The organism is Burkholderia sp. RF4-BP95, from assembly GCF_001521985.1.
GTDB lineage: Bacteria > Pseudomonadota > Gammaproteobacteria > Burkholderiales > Burkholderiaceae > Burkholderia > Burkholderia diffusa.
In genome coordinates this window covers 29,138-54,100 of the sequence record NZ_LOSX01000085.1, presented here as the reverse complement: position 1 = coordinate 54,100, position 24,963 = coordinate 29,138, and the positions used below count along the sequence as shown (strand labels likewise).

At 65.7% G+C, this 24,963-nt stretch carries 24 protein-coding genes; 7 read left to right on the top strand and 17 right to left on the bottom strand.

Annotation, left to right across the window (positions count from 1 at the left end):
• Positions 1-16: 16 nt before the first annotated feature.
• Genes fliD through WS46_RS28160 form a run of 7 tightly spaced genes read right to left on the bottom strand, consistent with a single transcriptional unit; the run spans position 17 to position 6,873 of the window.
• Positions 17-1,354, bottom strand: coding sequence for a flagellar filament capping protein FliD (gene fliD, locus WS46_RS28190; RefSeq protein ID WP_059692438.1), 1,338 nt, complete (start codon positions 1,352-1,354; stop codon positions 17-19).
• A gap of 58 nt (positions 1,355-1,412) precedes the next feature.
• The gene (locus WS46_RS28185) at positions 1,413-1,850 is read right to left on the bottom strand and encodes a FliJ family protein (RefSeq protein WP_059692437.1); all 438 of its coding nucleotides are present in this window, start codon (positions 1,848-1,850) and stop codon (positions 1,413-1,415) included.
• The gene (fliI, locus tag WS46_RS28180; RefSeq protein ID WP_059692436.1) at positions 1,847-3,151 is read right to left on the bottom strand and encodes a flagellar protein export ATPase FliI; all 1,305 of its coding nucleotides are present in this window, start codon (positions 3,149-3,151) and stop codon (positions 1,847-1,849) included. The genes WS46_RS28185 and fliI overlap by 4 nt, the downstream gene beginning before the upstream one ends.
• Entirely contained in the window at positions 3,148-3,873 is a 726-nt protein-coding gene (fliH, locus tag WS46_RS28175) for a flagellar assembly protein FliH (protein ID WP_059692435.1), read from the bottom strand. The genes fliI and fliH overlap by 4 nt, the downstream gene beginning before the upstream one ends.
• The gene (locus tag WS46_RS28170; protein ID WP_059525826.1) at positions 3,870-4,883 is read right to left on the bottom strand and encodes a FliG C-terminal domain-containing protein; all 1,014 of its coding nucleotides are present in this window, start codon (positions 4,881-4,883) and stop codon (positions 3,870-3,872) included. Before WS46_RS28170 ends, fliH begins: the two co-directional genes overlap by 4 nt.
• Positions 4,864-6,507: a flagellar basal-body MS-ring/collar protein FliF gene (gene fliF, locus WS46_RS28165; RefSeq protein ID WP_059692434.1), complete on the bottom strand. Its 1,644-nt coding sequence runs from the start codon at positions 6,505-6,507 to the stop codon at positions 4,864-4,866. Before fliF ends, WS46_RS28170 begins: the two co-directional genes overlap by 20 nt.
• A 39-nt stretch (positions 6,508-6,546) precedes the next feature.
• The gene (locus tag WS46_RS28160) at positions 6,547-6,873 is read right to left on the bottom strand and encodes a flagellar hook-basal body complex protein FliE (protein WP_059692433.1); all 327 of its coding nucleotides are present in this window, start codon (positions 6,871-6,873) and stop codon (positions 6,547-6,549) included.
• A gap of 800 nt (positions 6,874-7,673) precedes the next feature.
• Here WS46_RS28160 and WS46_RS28155 point away from each other — a divergent pair.
• The 7 genes from WS46_RS28155 to WS46_RS28125 are packed head-to-tail and all read left to right on the top strand — an operon-like array spanning position 7,674 to position 13,867.
• Entirely contained in the window at positions 7,674-8,480 is an 807-nt protein-coding gene (locus tag WS46_RS28155) for a FliM/FliN family flagellar motor switch protein (protein ID WP_257130060.1), read from the top strand.
• A 3-nt stretch (positions 8,481-8,483) separates the two neighbouring features.
• A complete protein-coding gene (gene fliN, locus WS46_RS28150; protein WP_059692431.1) occupies positions 8,484-8,831 on the top strand; it encodes a flagellar motor switch protein FliN in 348 nt (115 codons plus the stop codon).
• A gap of 53 nt (positions 8,832-8,884) precedes the next feature.
• Positions 8,885-9,595 carry a flagellar type III secretion system pore protein FliP gene (locus tag WS46_RS28145; protein WP_373558372.1) on the top strand — a complete coding sequence of 237 codons (711 nt, stop codon included), beginning with the start codon at positions 8,885-8,887 and terminating at the stop codon, positions 9,593-9,595.
• Positions 9,595-9,867, top strand: coding sequence for a flagellar biosynthesis protein FliQ (gene fliQ, locus WS46_RS28140; RefSeq protein ID WP_059525814.1), 273 nt, complete (start codon positions 9,595-9,597; stop codon positions 9,865-9,867). Before WS46_RS28145 ends, fliQ begins: the two co-directional genes overlap by 1 nt.
• Positions 9,868-9,871: 4 nt before the next feature.
• Positions 9,872-10,648, top strand: coding sequence for a flagellar biosynthetic protein FliR (locus tag WS46_RS28135; RefSeq protein ID WP_059692429.1), 777 nt, complete (start codon positions 9,872-9,874; stop codon positions 10,646-10,648).
• On the top strand, positions 10,641-11,780 hold the full coding sequence (gene flhB, locus WS46_RS28130; RefSeq protein WP_059525810.1) for a flagellar type III secretion system protein FlhB: 1,140 nt from the start codon (positions 10,641-10,643) through the stop codon (positions 11,778-11,780). The genes WS46_RS28135 and flhB overlap by 8 nt, the downstream gene beginning before the upstream one ends.
• On the top strand, positions 11,777-13,867 hold the full coding sequence (locus WS46_RS28125; RefSeq protein ID WP_059692428.1) for a flagellar biosynthesis protein FlhA: 2,091 nt from the start codon (positions 11,777-11,779) through the stop codon (positions 13,865-13,867). The genes flhB and WS46_RS28125 overlap by 4 nt, the downstream gene beginning before the upstream one ends.
• A 51-nt stretch (positions 13,868-13,918) precedes the next feature.
• Here WS46_RS28125 and WS46_RS28120 read toward each other — a convergent pair whose 3' ends face one another.
• The 10 genes from WS46_RS28120 to WS46_RS28080 all read right to left on the bottom strand — a co-directional run bounded on the left by WS46_RS28120 (position 13,919) and on the right by WS46_RS28080 (position 24,963).
• Positions 13,919-15,427, bottom strand: a complete 1,509-nt coding sequence (locus tag WS46_RS28120; RefSeq protein WP_059692427.1) for an insecticidal delta-endotoxin Cry8Ea1 family protein — start codon at positions 15,425-15,427, stop codon at positions 13,919-13,921.
• Between the two features lie 60 nt (positions 15,428-15,487).
• The gene (locus WS46_RS35675; protein WP_156443197.1) at positions 15,488-15,841 is read right to left on the bottom strand and encodes a hypothetical protein; all 354 of its coding nucleotides are present in this window, start codon (positions 15,839-15,841) and stop codon (positions 15,488-15,490) included.
• A 79-nt stretch (positions 15,842-15,920) separates the two neighbouring features.
• Positions 15,921-16,829, bottom strand: coding sequence for a flagellar motor protein MotB (locus WS46_RS28115; RefSeq protein ID WP_059692426.1), 909 nt, complete (start codon positions 16,827-16,829; stop codon positions 15,921-15,923).
• Positions 16,830-16,842: 13 nt separating this feature from the next.
• Positions 16,843-17,700 (bottom strand): flagellar motor stator protein MotA, encoded by an 858-nt coding sequence (gene motA, locus WS46_RS28110; RefSeq protein WP_059525802.1) that lies wholly within the window; start codon positions 17,698-17,700, stop codon positions 16,843-16,845.
• 117 nt (positions 17,701-17,817) lie between these two features.
• Positions 17,818-18,738, bottom strand: coding sequence for a flagellin (locus tag WS46_RS28105; RefSeq protein ID WP_059525800.1), 921 nt, complete (start codon positions 18,736-18,738; stop codon positions 17,818-17,820).
• 139 nt (positions 18,739-18,877) lie between these two features.
• Positions 18,878-19,813: a hypothetical protein gene (locus WS46_RS28100; protein ID WP_059692425.1), complete on the bottom strand. Its 936-nt coding sequence runs from the start codon at positions 19,811-19,813 to the stop codon at positions 18,878-18,880.
• Positions 19,810-21,201, bottom strand: a complete 1,392-nt coding sequence (locus WS46_RS28095) for a glycosyltransferase (RefSeq protein WP_257130059.1) — start codon at positions 21,199-21,201, stop codon at positions 19,810-19,812. The genes WS46_RS28100 and WS46_RS28095 overlap by 4 nt, the downstream gene beginning before the upstream one ends.
• Positions 21,202-21,864: 663 nt before the next feature.
• Positions 21,865-22,620, bottom strand: a complete 756-nt coding sequence (gene hutC, locus WS46_RS28090; protein WP_059692424.1) for a histidine utilization repressor — start codon at positions 22,618-22,620, stop codon at positions 21,865-21,867.
• A 50-nt stretch (positions 22,621-22,670) separates the two neighbouring features.
• Positions 22,671-24,164 carry a histidine ammonia-lyase gene (gene hutH / locus WS46_RS28085; RefSeq protein WP_059692423.1) on the bottom strand — a complete coding sequence of 498 codons (1,494 nt, stop codon included), beginning with the start codon at positions 24,162-24,164 and terminating at the stop codon, positions 22,671-22,673.
• Between the two features lie 7 nt (positions 24,165-24,171).
• Positions 24,172-24,963, bottom strand: a complete 792-nt coding sequence (locus tag WS46_RS28080; protein WP_059525791.1) for an ABC transporter ATP-binding protein — start codon at positions 24,961-24,963, stop codon at positions 24,172-24,174.

Sequence of the window (24,963 nt, the reverse complement as noted above, 5' to 3'; positions counted from 1 at the left end):
GCGGTACGACCCGCTGTCAATCCTTGTTCGTCGAGAACAGGGCCTTCAGCTGCTCGAGCGTGCTTTCCATTTTTTGCTGCATGATCTGGAGCTGGGTGAACTCCTTCGTGTAGCGCTCGAGCACGCTCGCATGGCGGCGATCCCAGTCCGCCTGCCTTGCGACGATCGTTTTCTCGCTCGCGTCGATCGATTCATCGCGCCGCTTCAGCTGACCGCTCGCGGCGTCCAGCCATCGATCGAGCACCCGGGTCAGATTGCCGGCCAGTCCGCGCGTCGCGTCGCCGAAGAATTCGTCGAGTGCGGCGGCGTTCGTCTTCAGTGTCGCGTCGAGCGACGACGCGTTGACGTTCAGCATGCCGTAGCGATCCGTATCGATTCCGAGGTCGTAAAGATTGAGACCCTCGACGCGCTGGCGCAGCGCTGCCTTGATCTGACCGACCAGCGCGCGCACGCCCGCATCGGCCGAGAACGGCCCGCCCGGGTCGCCCCGCGCCGCGTCGCCGGCACGCGTCAGATCGGCGATCGAGCGCATCAGTGCGTTGTACGCATCGGCGAACGCTTTCACGCCATCCACGGTGCCGGCGTTGTCGACGGCAACCGACACCGAGCCGGACGCTCCGGCCTGGTTAAACGCGATGCTCACGCCGTCGATCGAATCGAGCGTGTTCGATGCCTGCTCGATCGCGAGGCCGCTCTGCCTGTCGCCGAGGATGATTCGCGCGTCCTGCGCCTTCACGGTTTCTCGCGCCCCCTCGAAAGCGACGGCCAGCGCCGGATCGGTCAGGGTGTCGGTGGCGAACGTGATCCGGCTCCGTGCGCCCGTCCGGGCCGCAGTCAAGACAAGCTTGTCGCCGACGATTGCCGCGCGCACCGCGCCATTCGTGCTCCGGTCCGTATTGATGGCGCGTGCAAGTTCTTGCGGAGACACCTTGCCGTCCGCATCCTTGTCCGCGCTCGCGATATCGACGACGACTTCGACGTCGTCGCCGACCTTGATCGTCAGTCGACCGGCATCGCGTGCGTCGATCGCGGGCGGCAGGTCGATCGCCTGCTGGTTCGCGGTGGCGAGCCGTTCGACATGAAACTGGTACTCACCCGGCTTCGCGTCCGGCGCCAGCGTCACCGTTGCGAGTTGCGGATTCGACAGCGTCGCCGCGCGCCGCATCAGGCTGCCGCCCGCGACCGCGTCGCCCAGCGCCTTCTGGAACATCGTCAGCGTGTTTCTCAGCGACAACTGCGCCTTCTTGTCGTCGCTCGTTCGCGCCACCTGCATCGTCAGCAGATCCTTCGAACGCGCCATGTAAATCTGCGCGAACTGTTCCGCCGTCGCCTTCGGATTCGTCACTTTCAGCATAGGTTTCTCTCCATTCATCCAATTGGCATCCACTGCCCTGCGCTCGCCGCGCCTGCCGTCATGCCGACGCCCACCACCACACCTGCACGGCCAGCGCATCCTGCGTGCGTTGCTCCGCACGCTGCCGGACGGTGGCCAGCGCGCACCGTCGCCGCGCAAGCTCGCGCCGCCAGATCTCGCACCGGGCCATTTGCGCGGCCAGCAACTGACGGCTCAACCGCATGTCCTCCTCATGCAGGCGCAACGTCTCGCGCTGCCTGGCAATCGTGTCGCGCAACGCCTGCCGATATCGCCAGTCGTTCCCGGCCATCGCCGCCGATGCCGTGCCCGATGGCCGGGCCGCGCCGTCGAGCAGCGCGCGCAGCGCGCCGAGGCTGCTCTGGTGACGCCGGCGTATCGCCTCCTGCCGCGCGAGATCCGCGGCGATCCGGTCGATTTCGGCTTCGCGCGCGCGCACCAGGCCCGCGAGACTCGCGATCGTGCGTCCGTCGTTCATTCGGTCAGCGCCTGAAGCAGCGCGAGCGTCGCGTCGCAGCGCGCGATCTCGTCGAGGTCCTGCCGAAGGAACGCGTCGATTCGGGCAGCCTTCGCCACCGCTTCGTCCGTCGCCGGGTCCGCCCCCTTGACGTAGCCTCCCAGCGGAATCAGGTCCCTCACCTGTTCATGCCGGCCGATCATTTCCTTGACCTTGCGCGCACACGCGACGTGCGCGCCGTCCGCCACCTGCGTCATGCATCGGCTCACCGAGCGGGTGACGTCGATCGCCGGGTAATGGCCCCGCTCGGCAAGCTCGCGAGTCAGCACGATGTGCCCGTCGAGAATCGCGCGCGCGGTATCGACGATCGGGTCGTTCTGGTCGTCGCCCTCCGCGAGCACCGTGTAGATCGCGCTCATGCTGCCGTCGCCCTCGCCGTTGCCGGCGGTCTCGACGAGATGGGGCAACATGCCGAACACGGATGCCGGATACCCGCGCGTTGCCGGCGGCTCGCCGACCGACAACGCGATCTCGCGCTGCGCCATCGCATAGCGCGTCAACGAATCGACGAGCAACAGCACGTCCGCGCCGGTATCCCGGTAATGCGCGGCGATCGCGTGACACAGGTCCGCGGCCTTGACGCGCATCAGCGGCGATTCGTCCGCCGGCGCGACGACCAGCACCGCCTTCGCAAGCCCCGCTTCGCCGAGCGCGTGCTCGACGAATTCGCGCACCTCGCGGCCCCGCTCGCCGATCAGCCCGACCACGACGACGTCGGCGGCAGTCGCGCGCGTGATCATGCCGAGCAACATGCTCTTGCCGACGCCGCTGCCCGCCATCAGCCCGACGCGCTGGCCGCGCCCGAGCGTCAGCATCCCGTTGATCGCCCGCACGCCGACGTCCAGCACGTCGCGCACCGGACGCTTGCGCAGCGGATTGACCGACTGCCCCGGCTTGAGCAATACGCTGCCCGTCAGCGGGCCGCGCCCGTCGATCGGCTCGCCGAGCCCGTTGACGATGCGGCCGAGCCACGCGCGACCGATGCGCAGCTCCGCCTGGCGATCACAGGCGAACACCTGTGCGCCGGCCACGAGCCCGACCGGTTTCTTGAACGGCATCAGCAACAACTCGTCGCGATTGAATCCGACCACCTGCGCGTCGATCCAGCCGCCGTCGCTTGCCTCGATCACACAGCGCCGCCCCGTTTCGAGCGGACAGCCCGACGCCTTCAGCAGCAGCCCCGTCACGCCGGTGAGCCGGCCGGTCAGCCGGGCGACGGGCACCTGTTCGAGCGCGACATTACGCAGTGCAGACAAGATCACGAGCGTCCCTCCCCGGATGCCGGCATCGGCGCGACGGCGTCCATCGGCACTTCGCCGTTCGGCGCCGCGAACAACTGTTCGCCAACGCGCTCCATGCACGACTCGAACCGGTGCCGGCATCCGGCATCGGCTTCATTGCCGCCCAGCAGGACGCGGCATTCGCCGGCCTCGAGCCGCGCATCCGGGACCAGCCGCCATTGCTGCGCGCGCTCGGGAAACAGTTCGAACAGGCGCGCGCATTCGTCCGGATGCAGGCGCACTTCCGGTATGCCGGACGCGGCCGGCATCAACGCCAGGGTTTCGTCGATCAGCGCCGCCATCTGGCCGGGTTGCAGCGTCAGTTCGCAGCGGATCACCTGCCGCGCGACCCGCGCCACGAGGTCGACCAGCTCGGTGCGGCGCGCGGCGAGATACTCCGAGTGCATCCGGCCGAACGCCTCCCGCATCGCGTCGAGCACCTCGGCGGTGCCCGCATGCTCGCTCCGCAGCGCGTCGCTCGCCTCCTGCGCGCCCGTCGCGCGTCCCTGCCGCAAGCCGTCGGCCTCACCGCGCTCGAAACCCGCGCGATAGCCGTCCGCCACGCCCTGCCGGTAGCCCGCTTCGATGCGCGCGTCGAATGGCGGATCCAACGGCTCTGCCGCGGACGCGAGCGCGCCGGCCGGCGGCGGCGTTGTCCCGGGCGATCGGAGCGGCGGAAATCGGTAACGCTGATAGGTCTTCACTCGACGACGTCCTCATCAACGAGCCGCAACTCGATTTCCTTGTCGTCGGCCAGCGCCCTCACGCGCGCCATGATGTCGCGGCGTGCCTGCTCGACGCGCGTCCCGGGCAGCGGCCCGGTGCGGCGAATCGCGTCATCGAAGACCTGCACCTGACGCCTCGGCATCACGCGTTGCAATGCGGCCAGCACGCCCGGTTCGGCGCCCTTGAGCGCGACCGCCCATTCCTCGACCGGCGCGATCTCGATGATTCGACCGAGCGCCGCATCGTTCTGGCGCGCCAGCATGTCGAAGCTGTACATGCTGGTCTCGATCTCGGTTGCGACACCCGGGTCGTGCGCGCGCATCAGCTCGATCATCCGCAGACGGTCGCCCGACAGGCGATTGATGATCTCGGCGGCCTGACGGATGCCCTCGACGACGGCGCCGCGCCGATCCAGATCGGTCAGGCAGTGCTCGATCAGTTCCTCGAGCTCCGCGATCAACGCGTGCTCGACCTCATCGAGCTTCGCGATGTTGAACAGCACGACGTCACGCGTCTCGGGCGGCAGCGCCTCGATCACTTTCGTCGCCTGGTCCGACGGCAGGAACGCGACGAATACCGCCTGCATCCGGACGTGCTCGTTCATGATGCGGTCGGCGAGCCAGCGCGGCGACACCCACTGCAGCCGCGCCATCTTCGGGCGGATACGGTCGCCGTAGACGCTGTCCAGCACCGTGTTCGCGATGTCGTGTCCGAGCGCGAGATCGAGCGCGCGCTGCAGATACATGCGCGACGCGCCGTGAATGCCGCTCTGCTCGCGGTATTCGTCGAAAAAGAGCTGCAGCGCCGCCTTCACGGTGTCGACCTTGAGGCCGCCCATGCCGGACATGGTCTGCGTGATCTTGAGCAGCTCGTCGCGCGACAGGCAGCGCAGCACGTCGGCCGCGCGCGCCTCGCCGACGCTCAGCAAAATGATCGAGGCCTGCTCGATCGAGCCCCGCACGCGGGCGTCAGTGACTGGCGTGTCCATCGTTCCTGATCCATTGTTTGACGACTTCGGCAACCCGCTCCGGCTCCTTCTCGGACAGCGTGTGCAGGTAGTCGATCAGCACTTCGAGGCCCGAGCCGGCGGGCGGCAATTCGATATCGCCGAGGAGCGGCATGCCCCGGCCCGGCCCTGCCCCTTCACTGCCTTGCCCGGGCGCCGCCGCATGCTCGTCGTGCGGCGGCGATGGCGTTGGGGTGGCGCCGGCGGGGCCGCCGTACGTGTGCTGAACCCATTGCTGCATCATGCGCAGCAGCGGACGCGCGATCACCAGATAGCCGAACAGCGCAGCCAATCCGTAGGTCAGATACCATCCGCCCTGTTCGAGCGTGTCGGCCCGCAGCCACCACGGCTGCTCCGGGGGCGCCTTTGCAAAGTCGAGCGACGAAACGATCAACTGGTCGCCTCGCGCGGCATCGATGCCCAGGCCGCCGCGAAGAATTCCGTCGATCCGCCCGAGCTGATCCGCCGACCACGGCTTCCCCTTCGTGGGCGACGCCGCGTTGTCCAGCACGACGGCCACGCTCAGTTTCTCGAGCTGACCACGCCCGCGCTTGATCTGCCGAATGCTGCGGTCGTACGCGAACTGGCGGGTCGTCGCGTTGCGCCGTGTGCCGCCGTCCGCCGCCGCGCTAGACGCCGCGGGAACGTCCACCGGACGATTGCTCAGCGAGCCCGGCACGCCGAGCGCGACGCGATCGCGATTCTGTTCGTCACGCGTCGCCTCGTTCAGCACCTTCGGCTCGGCGCCGTATTGCTCGCGTGTCTCCTCGACGCGGTCGTTGTTCACGACGGCCGTCACGCTCACGCGGAAGCTGCCGCTGCCGAGCGAAGGGGCGAGCAGGCTGTGCACGTTCCGTGCGACCTCGTCCCGGATGCGGGCCGCCGCATCGTCGCCGAACAGGTCGCCGTCCAGATCGACGCGCGCCGACAGGAACGCCCCGTGCTGATCGACGATGGCCACCTGCGCCGGCGCGAGATTGGGCACGCTGCCGGCCACCAGATTGATGACGGCGGCAATCTGCTCCTTCGACAACCGACGCCCCGGCTTGAGTGTCAGCACGACCGACGCCGCACTTTTCTCGCCATCCATCATCACGAACGACGACGACTTCGCAATCGACAGATGGACGCGCGCACGCTCCACCGGGTCGAGCGTCGCGATGCTTTGCGCGAGTTCCGCTTCCAGGCCGCGGCGAAACCGTACGTCCTGCACGAATTGACTGGTGCCGAGCGGGTCGTCACGGTCCACCTGGTCGAGTCCCGGCGCCGGTTTCGCCGTCACCCCGCGCGCCGCGAGAATCATCCGGGCACGCGCCAGATCGCCGTTCGACACCAGCACCTGCCCCGTGTCGGGATGAATGCGATAACCGATGCCATCGGCGTCGAGCACGGACACCACGTCGTCGAACTGCACGGGCTCCCGCGCGCCGAACAGCGGTTTGTAGTTCGCCTGGTCGTAGCGCATGTAGAGCGTGGCGAGCGCCGTCAACGCAATCGCGAACACGACGAGCGGCAGCAGCCGCGTCAACGTGGTCGACGACGGTAACCGCGACGACAGGTCGGACGGCAGCCAGCCGGTAACGGCGGTTTTCAGTCTTGCAAACACAAGCGGGCCCTTTGGGAATGATCGTGGTCGTGGTCTCGCTCAGATCTGCATCTTCAGCAGATCGTCGAGCGCCGTCGTCAGCTTGTTGCGCACCTGCGTGAGCATCGAGAATGAAAGCGACGCCTCCTGGCTCGCCAGCATCGCGCCGATCAGATCGTCGCTTTGACCGCTGTCGACGGCCGCCGCCCGGTCGGCCGCGTCCACCTGCTTCCGATCGACGGCGTTCAGCACGCCGCGCATCACGCGCGAGAAGTTGATGTCGTCGTGTTGCTCGCGCCCCGGCGCGGCGGCCGGCAAACCCGTCGGACTGCCGAGCAATGTCATTTCGCGGTGCAACCCGGACCGCGCCTGCTGAATCGTTTCCATGGTTCCTGGCTCATTCATTGATTGAGGATCAAACTCGTTTTGAACGGCGTCCGATTCGGCACGAACACGTCACGCGTCAATTCGACATATCGAAACCGGATGCCGCACATGTCGGTTGGCAGCTCGGTAATTCATTCTTGTCGATGCGAGATTGGGGCGCCACTGATATACCGAGAATCCGGCTGAATAATCATCAGGCGCACCGCAATGCGTCTGATCATGCGATTTCCACGGGGCCTCATCCGACTCGAACACCCGTGAAACCGCGCTTGAATTGCGCCCTGATTCAGGGTCAATTTCCAGAGTCCGACGATGTTGCGCGCGGAATTCATCGCATCCGCCCGCAGGCAGAGCTGACCGCGCTTGACGACGCTATTCAGGGCCGGTCAGCACCACTCACAATTTCTCGGCGGCGGACGTTTTTATTCATTCGGATCGATCGCGCTGGTCGATGCACACTGTATTCAACGAAACGGAATTCGGCGCGATCGGCATTTGCGCCATGGCGCTTCAACGAGCAGCCTGCCGCGTGACACCGATTCATTGCGCCGCCGAATTCAGACCGCTTGCATTCATGCGACGACATTTCGACCATTCACTGCGATATCGCACGAGATTCATCGAGCGAAAACAAGGCAATCCGAAAACGACTTGAATCCGATCGAGAACCGATGACACATTGTTCAAATAGAACGACGGCCCAGCTCGGCCCTCACCGAACCCTTGATCCGCGCATGCTCGGGCGTCCCACGCACCGGCTCGACGCGTTCGGCGACACGCTCGCGCATAGCATCGAAGGCGTGTTCGACGCGCACGCGGAACGTCGGCAAGGCGTCGCGCTGACGATTCGTCGCGTCTCGTTCCGTTCCGACGCGGGCGCCCTCTCGACGTTGCCGTGGCGATACGAACGGCTCGACGAAGGCGAGATCGGCATCCATGTCGATCGCGCCGTGCTGCTGGCGTTGCTGGAGCAGCGGTACGGGCCGGCAGTCATGCCCGTCGCCGTCGCGCCGTCCGTGGCGGAAAACCCGACGGACCCCGCCGACACGCACGACGCAGCACCGTTGCCGGCGACGCCGCTCGACGACCTGCCCGCACCGGATTCGCCTCCCGCTCCGGAGACGTCCACCGAGCGACGATTGGCGCAGCGATTCGCACGCGACCTCGCGCTTGCGTGCGCCCGCTCGATTCCATCCGCACGAGCGCCGGACGAATCCGCGCCGCCGGACGCCTCCCGCCCCCGTCTGTTCGTGATGTGCGACGTCGCGGATGCGGCTCGACGCGCGCTCGGCCAGATCGCCCTGGCGCTCGACGACGCGTGGCAGCGCCGGCTGTTCGACCATCTCGCCACGGCGATGCGCCGCACCACGCCCGCCGGATGCCAAGACGCGCCGCTCGCGACGCGCCTGCAACTGAAGCTGACCGCTCAACTGATCGACGTCGAAGTGCCGTTCGGCGACGTGCTGCGGCTACGCGCGGGCTGCCTGTTGCCGGTGCGCCTCCATTCGCCGGCGCGCGTGCTGGTGGCCGGCGCGCGGCTTTTCTCGGCAACGATTTCCGAACACGACGGAAAGCTCTGTCTCAACGATTTTGACGCTATGGAGTAGTCGATGGATTCGCAAAAACACGATGATCTGGATGCGCTTCTGGACGATCTTCAGCCGGACCTCCCCGACGATGCGCACGAGGCCGCCGCGACGCCGCGGCGCGATTCGCGTCGGCTGCTGACGAAGATCCCGGTACAACTCACGCTCGAAGTCGGCGCCGCGACCGTGTCGCTCGCCGAGCTGATGAACATCGACGCCGGCTCGGTGCTCGAACTCGACAGGCTGGCGGGCGATCCGCTCGTCGTGAAGGTCAACGGCACGACCGTCGGCCACGCGGAAGTCGTCGTCAGCGGAGAGAACTACGGTCTGCGTATCGTCGATCTCGAGCAGCTCGGCGATTTCACGCCATGACGTCGACGCTGCCTCCAACCCTGCGCGCGGCTGCAACGTTCGCGCTCGTGCCGATGCTCGCGGCCGTCGGCGCCGCGCCGGCCGCCGCCGATACGTTGACCCTGCCCGCCGCGGAACTCGGCCTGAGCAGCGATTACAGCGTCAAGACGCAGATCCTGCTGTTCATGACGCTGCTGGGCTTGCTGCCCGCGCTCGCCATCGTAATGACGAGCTTCCTGCGCTTTGCGATCGTGCTCGCGCTGATGCGGCAAGCGCTCGGCCTGCAGCAAGGATTGCCCGCGCGGGTCATCACGAGCGTCGCGCTGTTACTGACGCTGCTCGTGATGCGTCCGGTCGGCATCGACGTGTGGCGCGTCGCGATCGAACCCTTCGACCGCGACGAAATCACGTTTCGCGAAGCCATCGCGCGCGCCGAACAGCCGCTTTCCCGCTTCATGCTCGCGCAGACCAGCAAAGCGAGTCTCGCGCAGATTTCGCGGCTGTCCGGCGAGCGCGACATTGCGCGGCCGGACGATCACGCGTTCGTCGTCAAGGCCGCCGCGTTCATGTTGAGCGAACTCAAGACCGGTTTCCAGATCGGCGCGATGTTGTTCCTGCCGTTCCTGATCATCGACCTCGTCGTCGCCTCGACGCTGATGGCGATGGGGATGATGATGCTGTCGCCGCTCGTCATCTCGCTGCCGTTGAAGCTGCTGCTGTTCGTGCTCGTGGACGGCTGGACGCTGACCGTCAACACGCTGACCACCAGTATCCGGGCCTATTGATGCTGACTTCCGATCTCGCCGTCGAACTCGTCGGCAACGCGATTCGCCTCGTCACCGTGATGGCCGCGGTGATCATCGTCCCGAGCCTGCTCGTCGGGCTCGTCATCGCGCTCTTCCAGGCCGCGACGCAGATCAACGAACAGACGCTCAGCTTCCTGCCCCGCCTGCTCGTCACGCTCGGCATGTTGATCGTCGCCGGGCACTGGCTGGTTCAGACGCTCATGGACTACGCCGTCGCGACCTTCGCGCGCGCGGCGCAATGGGTCGGATAGGCGTATGGATACGCTCCTTGCCGCCGCACCGGATGGGCTGGCGCGAATCTGGTGGCCGTTTTGCCGAATTCTCGCCGCATTGAGCACGGCGCCCTTCGCCGGCGACAACGCCGTGCCGATGCGGATGCGCACGATGATCGCGCTGTTGCTCGCGACCATTGCGCTGCCCGTGGCCGGCGACGCGGGCGTGCGCGTGTTCTCCGCGCAAGGCGCGCTCCTGTGTGCCGAGCAGATCCTGATCGGTCTCTTGTTCGGGGCGGCGTTTCATTTCGTTCATGCGGTCTTTCTGCTGCTGGGCTATCTGGTCTCGACGCAAATGGGGCTCGCGATGGCGGTAATGAACGATCCGCTGAACGGCGCGACGTCGGATGTCGTGTCCGGTCTGATGCTCGTCGCCAGCATCCTGCTGTTCTTTTCGATCGACGCGCATCTGATCGTCGTGCAGGTGCTGTATGCGAGCTTCCGGGTCTGGCCGGTCGGGCAGTCGATCGATATGGTGTCGCTTCGGCCGATCGTCTTTCAGGTCGGCTGGGTGCTGTCGACGACCACCTTGCTCGCCGCGCCGCTGGTATTCGCGACGATCGTGCTGCAGATCGGCAAGAGCTACCTGTCGCGTGCGACACCGAGCATCAACCTGTTTTCCGTCGGTTTCGCGCTCACGACGCTGTTCGGGATGCTGATGCTCGGCGGCGTGGTGACGGGCCTGCCCGGCGACTACCTGAATATGACCGCACACGTGCTGGACGTGCTCGAGCGGCATCTGGGAGCCGGCCGTGGCTAGCCAGGATTCGGGAAACAAGACCGAGAGGGCGACCCCTCAGAAGCTGCGCCGCGCGCGCAAGAACGGGCAAGTCGCGCGCTCCCGCGATCTGACGACCGCGATCGGCGTGCTGCTCGCCTTGAAAGCGATGACGATGCTCGCGCCATGGTGGCTCGACGCCTTTCGCGGCCTGTTCTCGCTCGCGTTCGCCGACATGACGGGCGACGACACGCTCGCCAACCGATGGTCGATCGCGATGCCGGCGTCGCTGCTGATGTTCGCAAAGATGGTCGCGCCGTTCCTCATCGTGCCGCTGTGCGTCGCGGTCGGCGCGCTGTATCCGGGCGGCTGGCTGTTTGCCGTCGCCAATCTGAAGCCGAAATTCAGCCGGCTCGATCCGGCGACGAATCTCGGCCGGCTCGTGACGGCACGGCATCATGGCGCGTTCGCGCTGTCGGTCCTGAAGGCGTTCGCCATCATCGGCGTGCTGACCTTCATCAGTCATTCGACGATCGGCGAATTCCTGCGGTTGCGGCGGCTGCCGTTGCCCGACGCACTTGCGCGCGGTCTTGCCCTCACGACCGACGGCGCGTTCGCGCTCGCGCTCGTGATGCTGGTTTTCGCGCTGATCGACGCGCCATTCCAGCGTTTCATGTTCCTGCGGGGCCAGCGGATGACCCGGCAGGAAATCAAGGAAGAGCACAACAACAACGAAGGACGCCCCGAACTGCGATCGCGTATCCGTCGGCTGCAGCGCCAGGCCGCCCAACGCGCGCTCGCCCGTGCGGTGCCCGACGCCGATGTGGTGATCGTCAATCCGACGCACTATGCCGTTGCGTTGAAATACGACGAGCAGCGCGCCGCCGCGCCGTTCGTCGTCGCGAAGGGCGTCGACGAGATGGCGCTCGCGATCCGCCGCATCGCCGGCGAGCACGGCATCGAGGTGCTGCATCTTCCGCCGCTCGCGCGCGCGATCTATCAGACCAGCCAGGTCAACCAGCAGATTCCCGCCGCGCTCTATCAAGCCGTCGCGCAAGTGCTGACCTACGTGCTGCGCCTGAAGGCGTTCCGGCAAGGGCGTGGACACGTTCGCCCGGTCCGGCCGTCGGACGTTCCGATTCCCGATTTTCTCGACGACGCGCAATCATCATGAACCCGCTGAAGAACCTGTTCCACGACTTGCGGCAGTATCAATACGCGACGCCGTTAGTGCTGCTTGCGGTGCTCTCGATGGTCATCCTGCCGCTGCCGCCCGTCGTGCTCGACCTGCTGTTTACGTTCAACATCGTGCTCGCGATCGTCGTGATCCTCGTGAGCGTGTCCGTGCAGCGCCCGCTGGAATTCTCGGTGTTCCCGACGATCATTCTCGCGACGACGCTCATGCGGCTCACACTCAACGTCGCGTCGACGCGCGTCGTGCTGCTCAAAGGCCACGACGGCACCCATGCGGCCGGCCAGGTGATCGAAGCGTTCGGCAAGGTCGTGATCGGCGGCAACTTCGTGGTCGGACTGGTTGTCTTCGTGATCCTGATGATCATCAACTTTGTCGTCGTTACGAAGGGCGCGGAACGCATTTCGGAAGTGTCGGCCCGATTCACGCTCGACGCATTGCCCGGCAAGCAGATGGCGATCGACGCGGATCTGAATGCCGGTCTAATCAACCAGGATCAGGCCCAGGCGCGCCGGCGCGACGTCGCGGCCGCGGCCGATTTCTACGGCGCCATGGACGGCGCGTCGAAATTCGTGCGCGGCGACGCCATCGCCGGCATCCTCATCCTGCTGATCAACATGATCGGCGGGATCGCGATCGGCGTGCTGGCGCACGGCCTCGATTTCGGCGCGGCGTTCACGCAGTACGGGCTGTTGACGATCGGCGACGGCCTCGTCGCCCAGATCCCTTCCCTGCTGCTGTCCGCGGCCGCCGCGGTGATCGTCACGCGCGTCAGCGATTCCGGCGACTTCGAGGAGCAGGTCGGCCGCCAGATGCTGGCGTCGCCGAACGTGCTGTACAGCGCGGCGGCCGTGATGCTGGTTCTCGCCCTCATCCCGGGGATGCCATGGCTGCCGTTCAGCACGTTCGCGCTGGTGCTCGCGTATGTCGCCTGGCGCGCCGCACGACGTCCGCGGGCGCAACGCGACGACGCCCGGATGGATGCGCTCGAAGCCGCGCTCAGGGAATCCGCCGCGCACGAGCCGGATTGGGACGGCATCAGCTTCGTCGAACCGCTCGGCGTGCGGGTCGGCTATCGCCTCGTCGAGATGATCGATCCATCGCACGGCGCGCCGCTGCGCAGGCGCATCGACGGGATGCGGCGCGCGCTGACCGAATCGATGGGGTTCCTGATTCCGCCCGTGGCGGTGCGCGACGACCTGTCGCTGCCGCACAGCCACTATGCGGTGCTGTTCCACGGCGTCGAAATCGAACGCGCGGAACTGCATCCGGATTGCCTGATGGCGATTCCATCTCAGACGACCTATGGGTCGCTGGACGGCGTCCCGTCGAGCGACCCGGCATACGGCATGCCGGTCACGTGGATCAAGCCCGACGACAAGGCGCACGCGCTCGGTCTCGGGTATCAGGTCGTCGACTGCACGTCGGTCATCGCGACACACGTCGACAAGCTGTTGCGCGACAACCTGAGTGCCCTGTTCACGCACGATGACGTGGGCGCGCTGCTGCAGCGCCTCGGTCGAATCGCGCCGCGCCTGCTCGAGGCGCTGGAGAAAGCGATGCCGCACGACCGCATCCGCCAGGTGATCCACGTGCTGCTCGCCGAGCGGGTGTCGCTTCGGGATGTCGTCACGATCGCGACGACCTTGCTGGAACACGCGGAAACCGCCGGCGACTCGATCCTGCTTGCCGCCGAGGTGCGGTGCGCGCTGCGCCGCGAAATCGTCGCGGGCATCGTGGGACACCGTCGCGACGTGCCGGCGTTCGGTCTCGCGGTCGACATCGAAAGCGCGTTGCTCGCGGCGCTCGCTCAGGCACAGCAAAGCGGCAAGGTGGCGCTTGATCATTTCGCGATTGCGCCCGAACTGCTGACGAATCTGCAACGTGCAATGCCGGGCGCACGAGAGCGAATGCGGTCGCTCGGTCATGCGCCGATCCTGATCGGCCCGCCGCTGCTGCGCCCGCTGCTCGCGCGCTATGCACGCGTGTTCGCGCCCGGTTTGCACGTGTTGTCCTACAACGAGATTCCGGAACAACGGCAGATCGAAGTCATCGGCACGCTCGAATGAACGGCAGCGCCGAACGCGCTGCGTCGGTCCGCCGGAATCGCGCCCGGGCGGCTACGATCGTCCCCTTCCGGGTACGTGCGCCGTCACGTCTCGCCAGAACGCGTCCCGACGCGACTGCAATTGCGTCGAAATGGATCGGGGCAGGCAGTCGGGCCCGGTATTCGGCTGCGCCACCGCACTGACGTACATCAGTTCCCTGACGGCAGGAGGCGTGTAGCGGGTATCGACACTGAAGCCGAAAATGATGCATCCCAGATCGCTGTCGTAGAACCCGCTTCGGGTCCACATGTTCAAGGTTGTCAGCATGCGGCCCGGCACCGACACGATGTATCGCGTGCCACCGAGATCCGTCCGGTTCCACAAGGTCTGCATGCTGCCGTCGTCGAACTCCAGACCCAGCTCCAGCGGCGTATCGCCACTCCTGAGATGAGCCGCCACGATGTTGTATCGCTTGCCGTCGGCAGGCGGCGGAAACCTGAAGGTTTGCTTTTCCACGCCGTCCAGGTCGTCCGCAATGATCCCGTAGCGGTCGGTTCGGCCTTCGCCACGCCACATCTCGGGGCCTTTTCCGGTCGGATAGCTGACGTCGACCACGCGCGGCGTTGCGTTGAAATATTCGACATGAATGCTCGCGATCGACGACAGAGGCCGGCTATACGGAACATCGACGCCAATGCCCGACATCTGCGCGCAAGACACGTCCCAGTCGTCGGCCGTGCCGTAGGCCGCACTGTAGACGTCCTTGAACGGTATGTCGGTCACCTTGCCGGCATGCTGCGTCGGGTCGAGACAGGTGAGCAGCGTCCGGAAATCGTCGATCAGCAGTGTCCGCTTCGTATAGAAAGGCCGGTAGTAGGCGTAGATGTCCGTGTTGTGCATCCCCGGGGAGCTTGGCGCATGCGTGTCGAGCCGCGCCTTCCCGTCGGCCATCACCTTGTCGAGATATTTTCCATATCGGCTCGCCGTATCGCCCGCCTGTTTGACGATGCCCGCGTAGTAATCGCTGCGCCAGCCCCATCCCTTGCCGTTGAGTACCGCGTCGCGCAGCAGCGTCATGTGCAGATTCGTGAACATCGCGCACAGCGGCGCAAGCACCCATGCGAATTTTTCGTTCTGGAACTGAGGGGCGGCGCCGACAAACTCGGTATTCGTCGCGATGAATTGCATGCGTATCGCTTCGTTGTCTCCCAGTTTGACCGCTGACAAGTATTGCTTCAACACGTCGCCGAGCCCGTCGAGTTTCGCTTTCAGCAGGCTGTACACGGTGTCGTCGATTTTCTCGTCGATCATGCGCTCGACGCGCTCGCGTATCTGCGCCCAGATGTCGGGCTTGTCCGAAGGCCACAGCAGGCTGACGAGGCCCGACACGAGCCAGCCGACTTCGGGAATTTGTCCGAGCCCGGTGGTCAATACCGTCTTGAACATGGTGACGGGATCGTAGTCGGGATCGTGCAGGTTCGGGCGAGAGGCCGGCAGCATCGGTGCGGCATGCACCGGCGGCACCACAAGCGTCCATCCCGCGAGCGAGATCGTCTTGAGTAACGTACGTCGAGTGATCATGATTCCATTTTCGTCCGGGAAGTGACGGGATTTGGGTCCGATCGAACTCGATTGCGGGAATCACTGCGGCGTCGCCATGGGCTCCGTGGCGTTCGACGTCCGTGCGATGCTCGGTGGCATCGCGCGGCCCCGACGATCTCGAGCGGCGGTCACCGAGACCGTGCCCGCACCGACGACATGCGCAACCGGGTTGACGGCTGCCCCCATGATTCGCAGCGTCGTGGTGGTCGTCACGCTCGATCGATGCCCGTCAAGCGTGCGGAGGGTGCCGACACTTTGCGAATGGAAACGTATTCCATGGCCATTCATGGTAATTCGGCTTCCAGGGAAATCGATTCCAAAATGCGCCGGAAATTCGAACGAGCGTGGAATATTTTTATTCATTTCGCAATACGTATGGAAATACGTTCCCATTACGCATCGTTCGCCGAATGTCAGAAGGGCGCAGGACGTCGTTCATCGACGCGGCCGGCCGAAGGCCGCGTCCGACCCGTCAATCCGTTGCGGCGCGCGGCGCCGTGCCGTCCGGCTCCGCGGTGCCATCCTTGATTTGCTCCACGCCGACGCCTTCGCCACGGAACTGGCGCCGCCACGCATCCTCCGCCCGCATCGTCAAGAGAAACAGCTCGACGCGCCGGTTCCGGCCGTGCTCGGGGTTGTCCTGCACGGCCGGAATGCTGTCGCCCATCCCCAGCACCTGGAACAGCCGCGCGTCGTCGATGCCGCCATCGAGCAGCAGTTGCCGCGCCCGCAACGCGCGCCGGCTCGACAGGCTCCAGTTGTTGCTGAACGCGGACGCGCCCGCGAACCGCGTCGCATCGGTATGGCCGACGATCACCATCTTGTTCGTGACAGAATCGAGCACCGGCACCAACGCCGCCAACAGCTTGACGAACGACGCGCTCAGCTTGTCGCTGCGACGCTCGAACATGCCGTTGTTGTCCGAGTCGTGAATCGAGATGCGCACGCCCTGGTCGTTGATCGTCACGCCGACATCCGTCTCCATCCCCTGCTTCCGCGCTTCATGCAGGATGCGCATCGCGAGCGCCCGGCGCGCTTCCAGCGAATCGATCGTGCGTCCCTGCCCGGACGATTTCGACCGCGGCGCCGGACGCGTCGGTCGAATGTCCACCATCGGCGCGACGATCGGCCTGCGCGCCTCCTGCTCGAAAATGCCGACCCCGCCTTCGAACAAGGGCTTGCCGCCGATCGCAACCGCCACCCGCTTGCGCTCCTCCTCCGGCGTCACGTTCATCACCCACAACACCATGAAGAGCGCCATCAGCGCGAGGGTGAAATCCGCGAACGCCACCTTCCATGCGCCCCCCGAATGCGCTTCGTGGCGCCGGTGCGCGCGCTTGATGATCGTCGTGCCGTGGCCGGCATCCTTGTGATTGCTCATGCTGTGCGCTCCGCTATCGCCCGGTCTCGGCAATCCATGTCTCGAGCCGCGCGAAGCTCGGCTTCACGTCGAGCTGAATCACCTTGCGGCCCGCATCGACCGCAAGCAGCGTCGGTTTGGCGGCCACTTGCGCGCAGAGCACGACCTTCACGCATTCGAATGCCGACATGGCGCTTTTCACGCGGTGTCCCATCGCGCTCGAAAGCGGTTCAAGAACGCCATAGCACATCAGGATGCCGAAGAATGTGCCGACCATCGCCGCGGCAACCTGTATGCCGATCGCGGACACGTCGCCGCTGATGTTCGCCATCGTCGTCACGATCCCGAGCACGGCGGCGAGAATGCCGAATCCGGGCATCGCCTCCGCGACCTTCGACAACGACCGCGACGGCTGCATCAGTTCGTCCTCGATCGCCTGCAACTCCTGATCCAGCATGCCTTCGAGCTCGTGCTGCGTGATGCGCCCCATCGCCATCAGACGAAAGTTGTCGACGACGAATGCAATCAGGTGCGGCTGCGCGAGAATCATCGGATATTTGCGAAACATGTCGCTTTCCCTGGGCTCCTCGACGTGCTGGTCGAGCGCCTTGAGCCCACCGTCCCGAACGGTTTCGAGCAGTTCGTAAAGCATCAGCAGCAGTTCGCGCTGGAACTCGATGCCATTGCCCTTTCGGGCGATCACGTGCCTGATCTGGACGATCATTTCGAACAGCACGCTGCGTGGATTGCCCATGACGAGCGCGCCGGCGGCCGCGCCGACGATGATCAGGATTTCGGTCGGCTGCCAGATGCTGCTCAGCGCGCCGCCATGCAGCACGAAGCCGCCGAACACGCCGCCCAGGACCAGGAGTATCCCAATTGCCAATTGCATAGAGTGTTTCCCGTCTTTCAGGAGAATGCGCCGCGATACAAGGCGGGGCGGCCGGCGTCATGACACGACCCGACGCCGGCCGCCGCGCCGCCGGAAGGCGACGCGACGCTCCTCGGGTTACTGCAGGAGCGACAGAACCAGCTGGCTCATCTGCGCCGACTGCTTCAGCATCGAGCCGCCGGCTTGCTGCAGGATGTTCAGCTTGGTCATGTTCGCGGTCTCGGCCGCGTAGTCCACGTCACGGATACGGCCTTCCGCGTCCTGCGTGTTGTTGGTCATGTTCGACAGGTTGGCCCCGATGTGGGTCAAGCGGTTCTGGCCCGCACCGATCTCGCCGCGAATGTTGCCGACTGCATCGAGCGCGGTCGTCAACTGATCGAGCAGCGCGTTGGCGCCCTTGACGGTCGAGATGTCGGTGGCGGCGCTCGATGCACCGCTTGCGCCGCTGGCACCGCTGGCGCCGCCCGTGCCCTTGTACACCTGCGACGCGGCCTTGAGCGCCGTATCGACTGCCTTGAGCGCATTCGACACGTCGAACTTCATCACCTCGCCGGACGTGTTGCCGATCTGGAAATTGTTCACTTCCGTCAGCTTGCCGGCGGCGGCGCCGGACGCGCCCGACGTCGCCATCAGCTTTTCGCCGCCGTACGACGTGTTGCTCATGATGTTCACGAGCTCGGTGCCCAGCGCGTCGAACTCCTTTTGCAGGGCGTCCCGATCCGCTTGCGCGTAACCGGAATCCGCTGCCTGCGTCGTGAGGTCCTTCATCCGGTGCAGGATGCTCTCGATCTCGCCGAAAGCGCCTTCGGCGGTTTGCAGCATCGACTTTGCGTTTTCGGTGTTCTGGGACGCAACCGTCATGCCGCGGCTTTGCGACAGCAGGCGAGTCGCGATCTGCAGCCCGGCGGCGTCGTCAGCCGCGGAGTTGATGCGGTAACCCGTGCCAAGACGCGTCATCGACGTCGTGAGGCTCTGTTGCGTGTTGCCGAGCGCGCCCTGGATGCGCATCGATGCGAGGTTGGTGTGCAGACTGATCATTCGGATTCCTTTATCAAGTGACTTTCAGGGATCGGGGCGCCTTGCGACGCCCTCGCCATCTATAGGCGTCGGTTCCACGGCAAACCTTAAACAGTGCGAATCGATATTTTCATCCGGAAGCGGGATGCGGCCTGTTGCCTTAATCGTCTTCGCCGCCAATCAACGAGAAGCCCACCACCAACGGGTCCGCGTGATCGTCCCGCGCGAGGCTCGCCTTGCCGCCGCGATGCCAGGCGGCGAACAGGCGAGACACGACGCGCTCGTCGAGCGCGATGTCGCTGGCAGCCAGCAACGCGCAGTAGTTCCGCAGGCAGAAGTAGTCGAGACACACATCGAGGAACGCCTGCGGATACGCGCTGCGCTCGACTGCCGGAAAGACTTCGTCGTAGCACCGGTAGAGGAAATAGTTCGGCCACACGTGATCGTGCTTCTCGAAAAACGCATCGACCGCGCTTGACTGCTCGAGGCCGCGCAACGCATCGGACAGAAATCCGTCCGACAGTACCTGCAGCTCGGCACGCTTCAGATTGAGCGTGCGCTCCGCATGTGCGCCGACATCGAGATGTATCGACGCCTTGACGAGACGGCGCAGATACGACCGCCGGTACAGGTCCGGGACCCGCAACCGGCGGAACTGCGCGTGCAGCACGTCTTGCGCAGCGAAGTCGATCAGTTCCCCGGCCACGTCGATCGGCAGCGCCACGTCGTCGTCGTTCACGTCGGGTCGGGCGAGGCGGCTCAGCAGCACGCCGATCGCATGCATGCGCTCCCGGATCGTCAGCCCGGGCGCGATGAGGAGGTAAATGCACGCCTGGTTGACGCTGCTCCGCCAGACGCTGAGCGCATCGGCTTTCCCTGCCTCGGACATGCGTTCATGCAGCTCGAACGCATCGCGCGCAAACAGCGCTTCGTGCGCGACGCTGTCGCATTGCAGCACCGCGCTGTGACGGACATGGTTGGTCCACGCGCGCGCGACACAAGGCGTCGCGTCTCGACAGTACGCGCACTGGCAGGCATCGATGCGGGCGTGCCCGCGCACGAGGAATTGAGGAATGTAGCTGGCGATCTCGTTCATGGTGTGTGGGTTCGTTGACTCGTCGGAACGGGTCGGTCCGGCGCGCCGCCGTGGTACGCGTCCGTCATTTTCCGGAAGAATCCGGCGGTCAGATCAGGGCCGCCATCGCGTTGTGACAGATACGCGAAACTCGGATACAGCCCGAGCCATCGCGCATTCGCCATCAGGGGCAGCCATGCGTGGTCGATGCGCGCGCCGGATGCGCCGTCGTCGCCCGGCTCGGTGAGCATGTGTTCGAGATGCGTCGCGAACACGTCGTAATACGGTCGGTTGACCGCGTACGCGACCGCTTCTTTCGCGAGATGGATCTTCTGCGCGCCCGGCAGCGCGTGAAGCGGCACGCCGCTCGCGACGTCCGCGCCGAGCAGCGCGACCTCCCAGTCGATACTGGCCAGTGCGCTCAGGAAGCGGTTCGCGTTGGCCACCGCCTTCTCCTGACGGACGAATTCGATCCGGTCGTCGAGCAGCAGATAGTTGCGCCAGCCTTGTTCGCGCGCGCGCTTCGCGATCGCAAGGTGTCCTGCCGTATCGCGGCCGTCCGGCGTCGCCGCGCGGTGCTCGACCAGTTGCGCGGCATCGACGCCCAGCTCGAGCAGCGTCGACCGGAACGCCGCGCGCCGGCGGGCATCGTCGCCGGCGTGAATCACGACGCGCTCGAAGCGGCGCCAATCAACGCGCGCGTTGACCGGTGCATGGCTGAGACGGCGGTAGTGCGCGAGCAGGCGCGGGTCCGTGACGAAATCTTCGATTGTCAGCGTGGAACGCGTGCAGCTTGCGAGGATGAAGTCCTTGTCGAACGTGTTCTCACTGTGGGAAATGCACAACAGCGCGCGTTTCGGATCGATCTGCAGAACCGGCTCCGTGAAGCCGCCAAGAAAGCTCCGTTCTTCGGCAAGCGCCGCCGCGTCATCGTATCGGTGATACCTGAGATAGTTTCGGTGATACGCGAACGAACCGTTCAGCGCATGCTGCGGGCCGAACGCGAAGGTCTGGTAGATGCGATCGATATGGCTATACCAGATGTAAATCCGGTCGCAGCCGGAAAATGTCGCCTGCGCGCCGCGCATCGCACGAATGGTGTGCGAGATCTTGTCCGGCGGATAGTAATCGTCGTCATCCATGCAGACGATATAGTCGCCTTGTGCGAGCTGATTCAGCCGGTTCCGTTTTCGACCGATCGTCATGCGCTCCGCGCTGTGGTAATAGCGGACACGCGCGCCTGCCGGATCAGCCGCGGCCAACTGCTCGATCAGGTCCGCGCTGCTGCATGGCGAATCGTCGAGGATCACCAGTTCGCGGCGTTCCGCCGGATAATCCTGATACTGGAACATATAGACGAGAAACGGTAGAAACGCGCGGCGCTGCCAAGTCGGACAGACGACACTCACGAACGGCGGCGGACCATGCAAGGCTGGCGCCGCCAGCAATTTCGATGTCAGCGACGGAACGCGCGCCATGCGTCCCGCAACGGTTTTGCGACTCACGATCTCCCCCCTCGGGCAATTCAATAAGGTCGGCACCTGGCGGCAGCCGCGCGGACTGCGATCAGACAACGGGTCGACTGCGTTCGCATCGATGCCGCGGCGTCGCGGAGCACGTGCGCGATGGCATGCCGGCTCCGACGCCCTCCCGCCATCTAGCGACGCGGTCGCGGAAATTCTTAAATCCGTATACGGCGAGGCGCGCCAACGCTCTCGATAATGGTTCAGTGGGCATGCGTATGCCCAAAAGAGGAAGCCGACTTACGGTCGGTGCGTTGCAATTGGCGGGGGATGAGATGAGGCGCGTGGCCGACCAAGCCATACCTCGATATCGTCACACGACCGATCGATCCCGACGATCATGTGACCGGCCGCATCAGACCAAGAGGATGCGCGGATTTTGCGTAAACTGCGGTGGAAAAACCCGGCATGACGTTGTCGTCGAGGCCAAGAGGTCATGCCGTGAAGAAGCGCAGGTTCACCGAGGAACCGATCGCCTATGCGTTGCAGCATTCGGGAGCCGGTCGCGCCGGTCTCATGCCCGCCTTGCGGACACGTGCGGGACAGCCCCTACATCTTCCCCGCCAGATGAAACCGCGACGCCGGATGCCACAGCCTGACCGACGTGGCGACGTGCTCGCCGACCCACGTGCGGCGCCTCAGCACAAGACACGGCTCGCCGATTTCCATCACGAGATGCCGGCGCACCTGCGCATTGGGTTTCTCCGCATAGATCCGGAACTCCGCGTGCTGGATCGGCGCCAGTCGCACCATGTAGTGATTCGGCGTCTCGAGCGTGAAATCCTGCTCCAGATAGGCGGGAAACAAGGCCGGATTGACGTAGCGATCCTCGAACTGAATCGGCTCGTCTTCCTCGAAATGCACGATGCGTGAATGAAACACGGGCCCGGACCGCAGCCCGAGCGCCTCGATCGCGTCCGGGTCGACGCTGCGCTCGATCAGCAGCACGCGCGCGCTGTGCCGATGACCGCGTTCGGCAATCTCGTCCGCGATGTTGCGGATTTCGAGCACCGTCGATTCGTAATGCCGGCGCTCGACGAACGTGCCGGCACCCTGGATGCGGGTCAGCACGCGTTCGGCCGTCAGTTCCCGCAGCGCGCGCGACACCGTCATCCGGGCCACGCCGAATTCCTTGACGAGTTCGGCCTCGGTCGGGATCGCGCCGCCGGGTTTCCAGTCGCCCTTCGCGATCCGCTCGACGACGTAGCGCTTGATCTGTTGATAGGCCGGCAAGGCGCGCGCCGGCACGGCATCGCCCAATGCCCTCGCCGGTCGTGCGGAAGATTGTCGTTCCGTTTCGTTCATGCGCCCTCGACCGAATGAATGATGGATGATCCGCCAGTCGCCGCCCGACGCTACCGCAGCGACGGCGGTTCGCCCGCGACGATACCGGCCGCGATCGCGATGTCGTCCGCCAGCGGTCGGTCGTCGTGGTAGGCCGGCACGCGTTCGCGCACGTATCGCCAGAGCGCATCGGTCGACGGGGCGGGCGCCGCTCCGTTGGCCTGCAGGTCGTATGCCTGCGCGGCGGCAAGCAGCTCGATCGCGAGCACGCGCGTCGCATTCTCGATGATGTCGAGCGCCTTCAGCGCGGCCGGCGTCGCATGGCACAGGTGGTCTTCCTGCAGCCCGGACGTAATGCCGCCGTCGAGGCTCGCGGGCGCCGCGAGTCGCTGGTTCTGCGCGACCAGCGCGACCGCCGTGTACTGCGCGATCATGAACCCCGAACACGTGCCGCCCGGCGCCGCGAGAAACGCCGGCAGCCCGCTCACGAGCGGATTGACGAGACGGTCCAGCCGCCGCTCGGCGATCGCCGCCACTTGCGCCATCGCGGCCGCGAGGCTGTCCATCGCCAGTGCGATGCCCGCGCCGACGGCATGCGCCTGCGAATGAACGGCCGGCGCGTCGCGCGTACCGGCAACGATCGGATTGTCGGTGACGGACGCGAGCTCGCGATCGACGACGTCCGCCGTTACCGCGAACACGTCGCGGGCCGCGCCATGCACGTGCGGAATCGTGCGCAGGCTGAGCGGATCCTGCGTATGCCGGCCGCTCGCCGCCGCAAGCATCGGGCTGTCGGCCAGCATCGTCCGCAAGCGCGCGCCGACGTGCCCGATGCCGGGCGAAATCCGCAGCGCGAGCGAGGCCGGATCGAACGCCGCGAGCTGTCCGCCGAGATTCTCGAAACTCGTCGCCGCGATCCAATCTGCCCAGTCGAACAGCCGCTCCGCACGGGCGAGCGCGAGCGCGGCGAGCCCCGTCACGCACGGCGTGCCGTTGACCAGGCTCAGCCCCTCCTTCGCGCCGAGCACGAGTGGTTTGCGGCCGACGCGCCGCAGCGCCTCGTCGCCACGAATGCGCTCGCCGCGATGGCGTGCATGGCCGTGCCCGATGCAGACGAGCGCGACGTGCGCCATGTGGGTCAGATAACCGACCGAGCCGTGCGCCGGCACCTCCGGCAGGCAATCGTGCTCGAGCAGCGCGACGAGCTGTTCGACGACATCGGCATGCACGCCCGAATGCCCGTGCGCGAAGTTGTTGATCGCGGCCGCGATGATCGCGCGCGTTTCGGCCGCGCCGAGCGGCATGCCGACGCCGACCGCATGGCTCATCAGGATGTTGCGCGACAGCGTGCTCTGCTGCGCCGGCGACACGATCACGTCGCACAGCGCGCCCACGCCGGTGTTGACGCCGTATGCGCGAATCCCGCGCGCGACGATCTCGTCGACGAGTTCGCGCGCGGCGACGACACGCGCGCGTGCGTCGTCGGTCAGCGCAAGCGGTTCGCCTGCCGCCACTGCCGCGACCTGTCGCCAGTCGAGCGGCCGTGCCGCACGGAATACGGTCATGGCAGCCTCAGTTCGATGTGCGGTCGTGGTGGCTCGACACGAACTGCCGGAAGCGTTCGGAGCACTGACCGCCGAACAGGTCGTCGGGCGCGCCGTCGGAGTCGACTTCGCCCTGATGCAGGAACATCACGCGATTCGATACGTGCCGTGCGAAGCCCATTTCATGGGTGACGACCAGCATGGTGCGCCCCTCCTCCGCGAGCGAACGCATCACGCGCAGCACTTCGCCGACCAGCTCCGGATCGAGCGCGGACGTCGGTTCGTCGAACAGCATCACCTTCGGATGCATCGCGAGCGCGCGAGCGATCGCGACGCGCTGCTGCTGACCGCCCGACAGGTGCGCCGGATAGTAGCCGCGCTTGTCGGCGAGACCGACGCGCGCCAGCAGCGCCTCGGCTTCCTCGACCGCTTCCGCGCGGCTGCGCTTCTGCACGCGCAGCGGCCCCTCGACGAGGTTGTCGAGCACCGTCATGTGCGACCACAGGTTGAAGTTCTGGAAGACCATGCCGAGCTGGGAGCGGATCCGATCGACCTGACGCCGGTCGCTCGGATGCAGCTTACCGTCGCGCGCGCGCTTCATCGCGAGCGTTTCCCCGGCGAGCGCGACGGAGCCGTCGTCAGGCGTCTCGAGCAGGTTCAGGCAGCGCAGGAACGTGCTCTTGCCCGACCCGCTCGCGCCGAGGATCGAGATGACGTCACCCTCGTGCGCGTCGAGCGAAATGCCTTTCAGCACATGATGATCGCCGAACGACTTGTGGATGTTCTTGACCGACAGCGCAACGGGAGCAGCGGTGTTCAT

Bases quoted from the DNA above. Each gene is read 5' to 3' on its own strand.
- hutC (WP_059692424.1), bottom strand. From the start codon at position 22,620: ATGAACGAAACGGAACGACAATCTTCCGCACGACCGGCGAGGGCATTG.
- WS46_RS28170 (WP_059525826.1), bottom strand. From the start codon at position 4,883: ATGGACACGCCAGTCACTGACGCCCGCGTGCGGGGCTCGATCGAGCAG.
- fliD (WP_059692438.1), bottom strand. From the start codon at position 1,354: ATGCTGAAAGTGACGAATCCGAAGGCGACGGCGGAACAGTTCGCGCAG.
- fliQ (WP_059525814.1), top strand. From the start codon at position 9,595: ATGCTGACTTCCGATCTCGCCGTCGAACTCGTCGGCAACGCGATTCGC.
- WS46_RS35675 (WP_156443197.1), bottom strand. From the start codon at position 15,841: ATGGGAACGTATTTCCATACGTATTGCGAAATGAATAAAAATATTCCA.
- WS46_RS28135 (WP_059692429.1), top strand. From the start codon at position 9,872: ATGGATACGCTCCTTGCCGCCGCACCGGATGGGCTGGCGCGAATCTGG.
- WS46_RS28125 (WP_059692428.1), top strand. From the start codon at position 11,777: ATGAACCCGCTGAAGAACCTGTTCCACGACTTGCGGCAGTATCAATAC.
- WS46_RS28105 (WP_059525800.1), bottom strand. From the start codon at position 18,738: ATGATCAGTCTGCACACCAACCTCGCATCGATGCGCATCCAGGGCGCG.
- WS46_RS28100 (WP_059692425.1), bottom strand. From the start codon at position 19,813: ATGAACGAGATCGCCAGCTACATTCCTCAATTCCTCGTGCGCGGGCAC.
- WS46_RS28145 (WP_373558372.1), top strand. From the start codon at position 8,885: ATGCTCGCGGCCGTCGGCGCCGCGCCGGCCGCCGCCGATACGTTGACC.
- WS46_RS28185 (WP_059692437.1), bottom strand. From the start codon at position 1,850: ATGAACGACGGACGCACGATCGCGAGTCTCGCGGGCCTGGTGCGCGCG.
- WS46_RS28160 (WP_059692433.1), bottom strand. From the start codon at position 6,873: ATGGAAACGATTCAGCAGGCGCGGTCCGGGTTGCACCGCGAAATGACA.
- WS46_RS28120 (WP_059692427.1), bottom strand. From the start codon at position 15,427: ATGATCACTCGACGTACGTTACTCAAGACGATCTCGCTCGCGGGATGG.
- fliN (WP_059692431.1), top strand. From the start codon at position 8,484: ATGGATTCGCAAAAACACGATGATCTGGATGCGCTTCTGGACGATCTT.
- hutH (WP_059692423.1), bottom strand. From the start codon at position 24,164: ATGACCGTATTCCGTGCGGCACGGCCGCTCGACTGGCGACAGGTCGCG.
- motA (WP_059525802.1), bottom strand. From the start codon at position 17,700: ATGCAATTGGCAATTGGGATACTCCTGGTCCTGGGCGGCGTGTTCGGC.
- WS46_RS28080 (WP_059525791.1), bottom strand. From the start codon at position 24,963: ATGAACACCGCTGCTCCCGTTGCGCTGTCGGTCAAGAACATCCACAAG.
- WS46_RS28115 (WP_059692426.1), bottom strand. From the start codon at position 16,829: ATGAGCAATCACAAGGATGCCGGCCACGGCACGACGATCATCAAGCGC.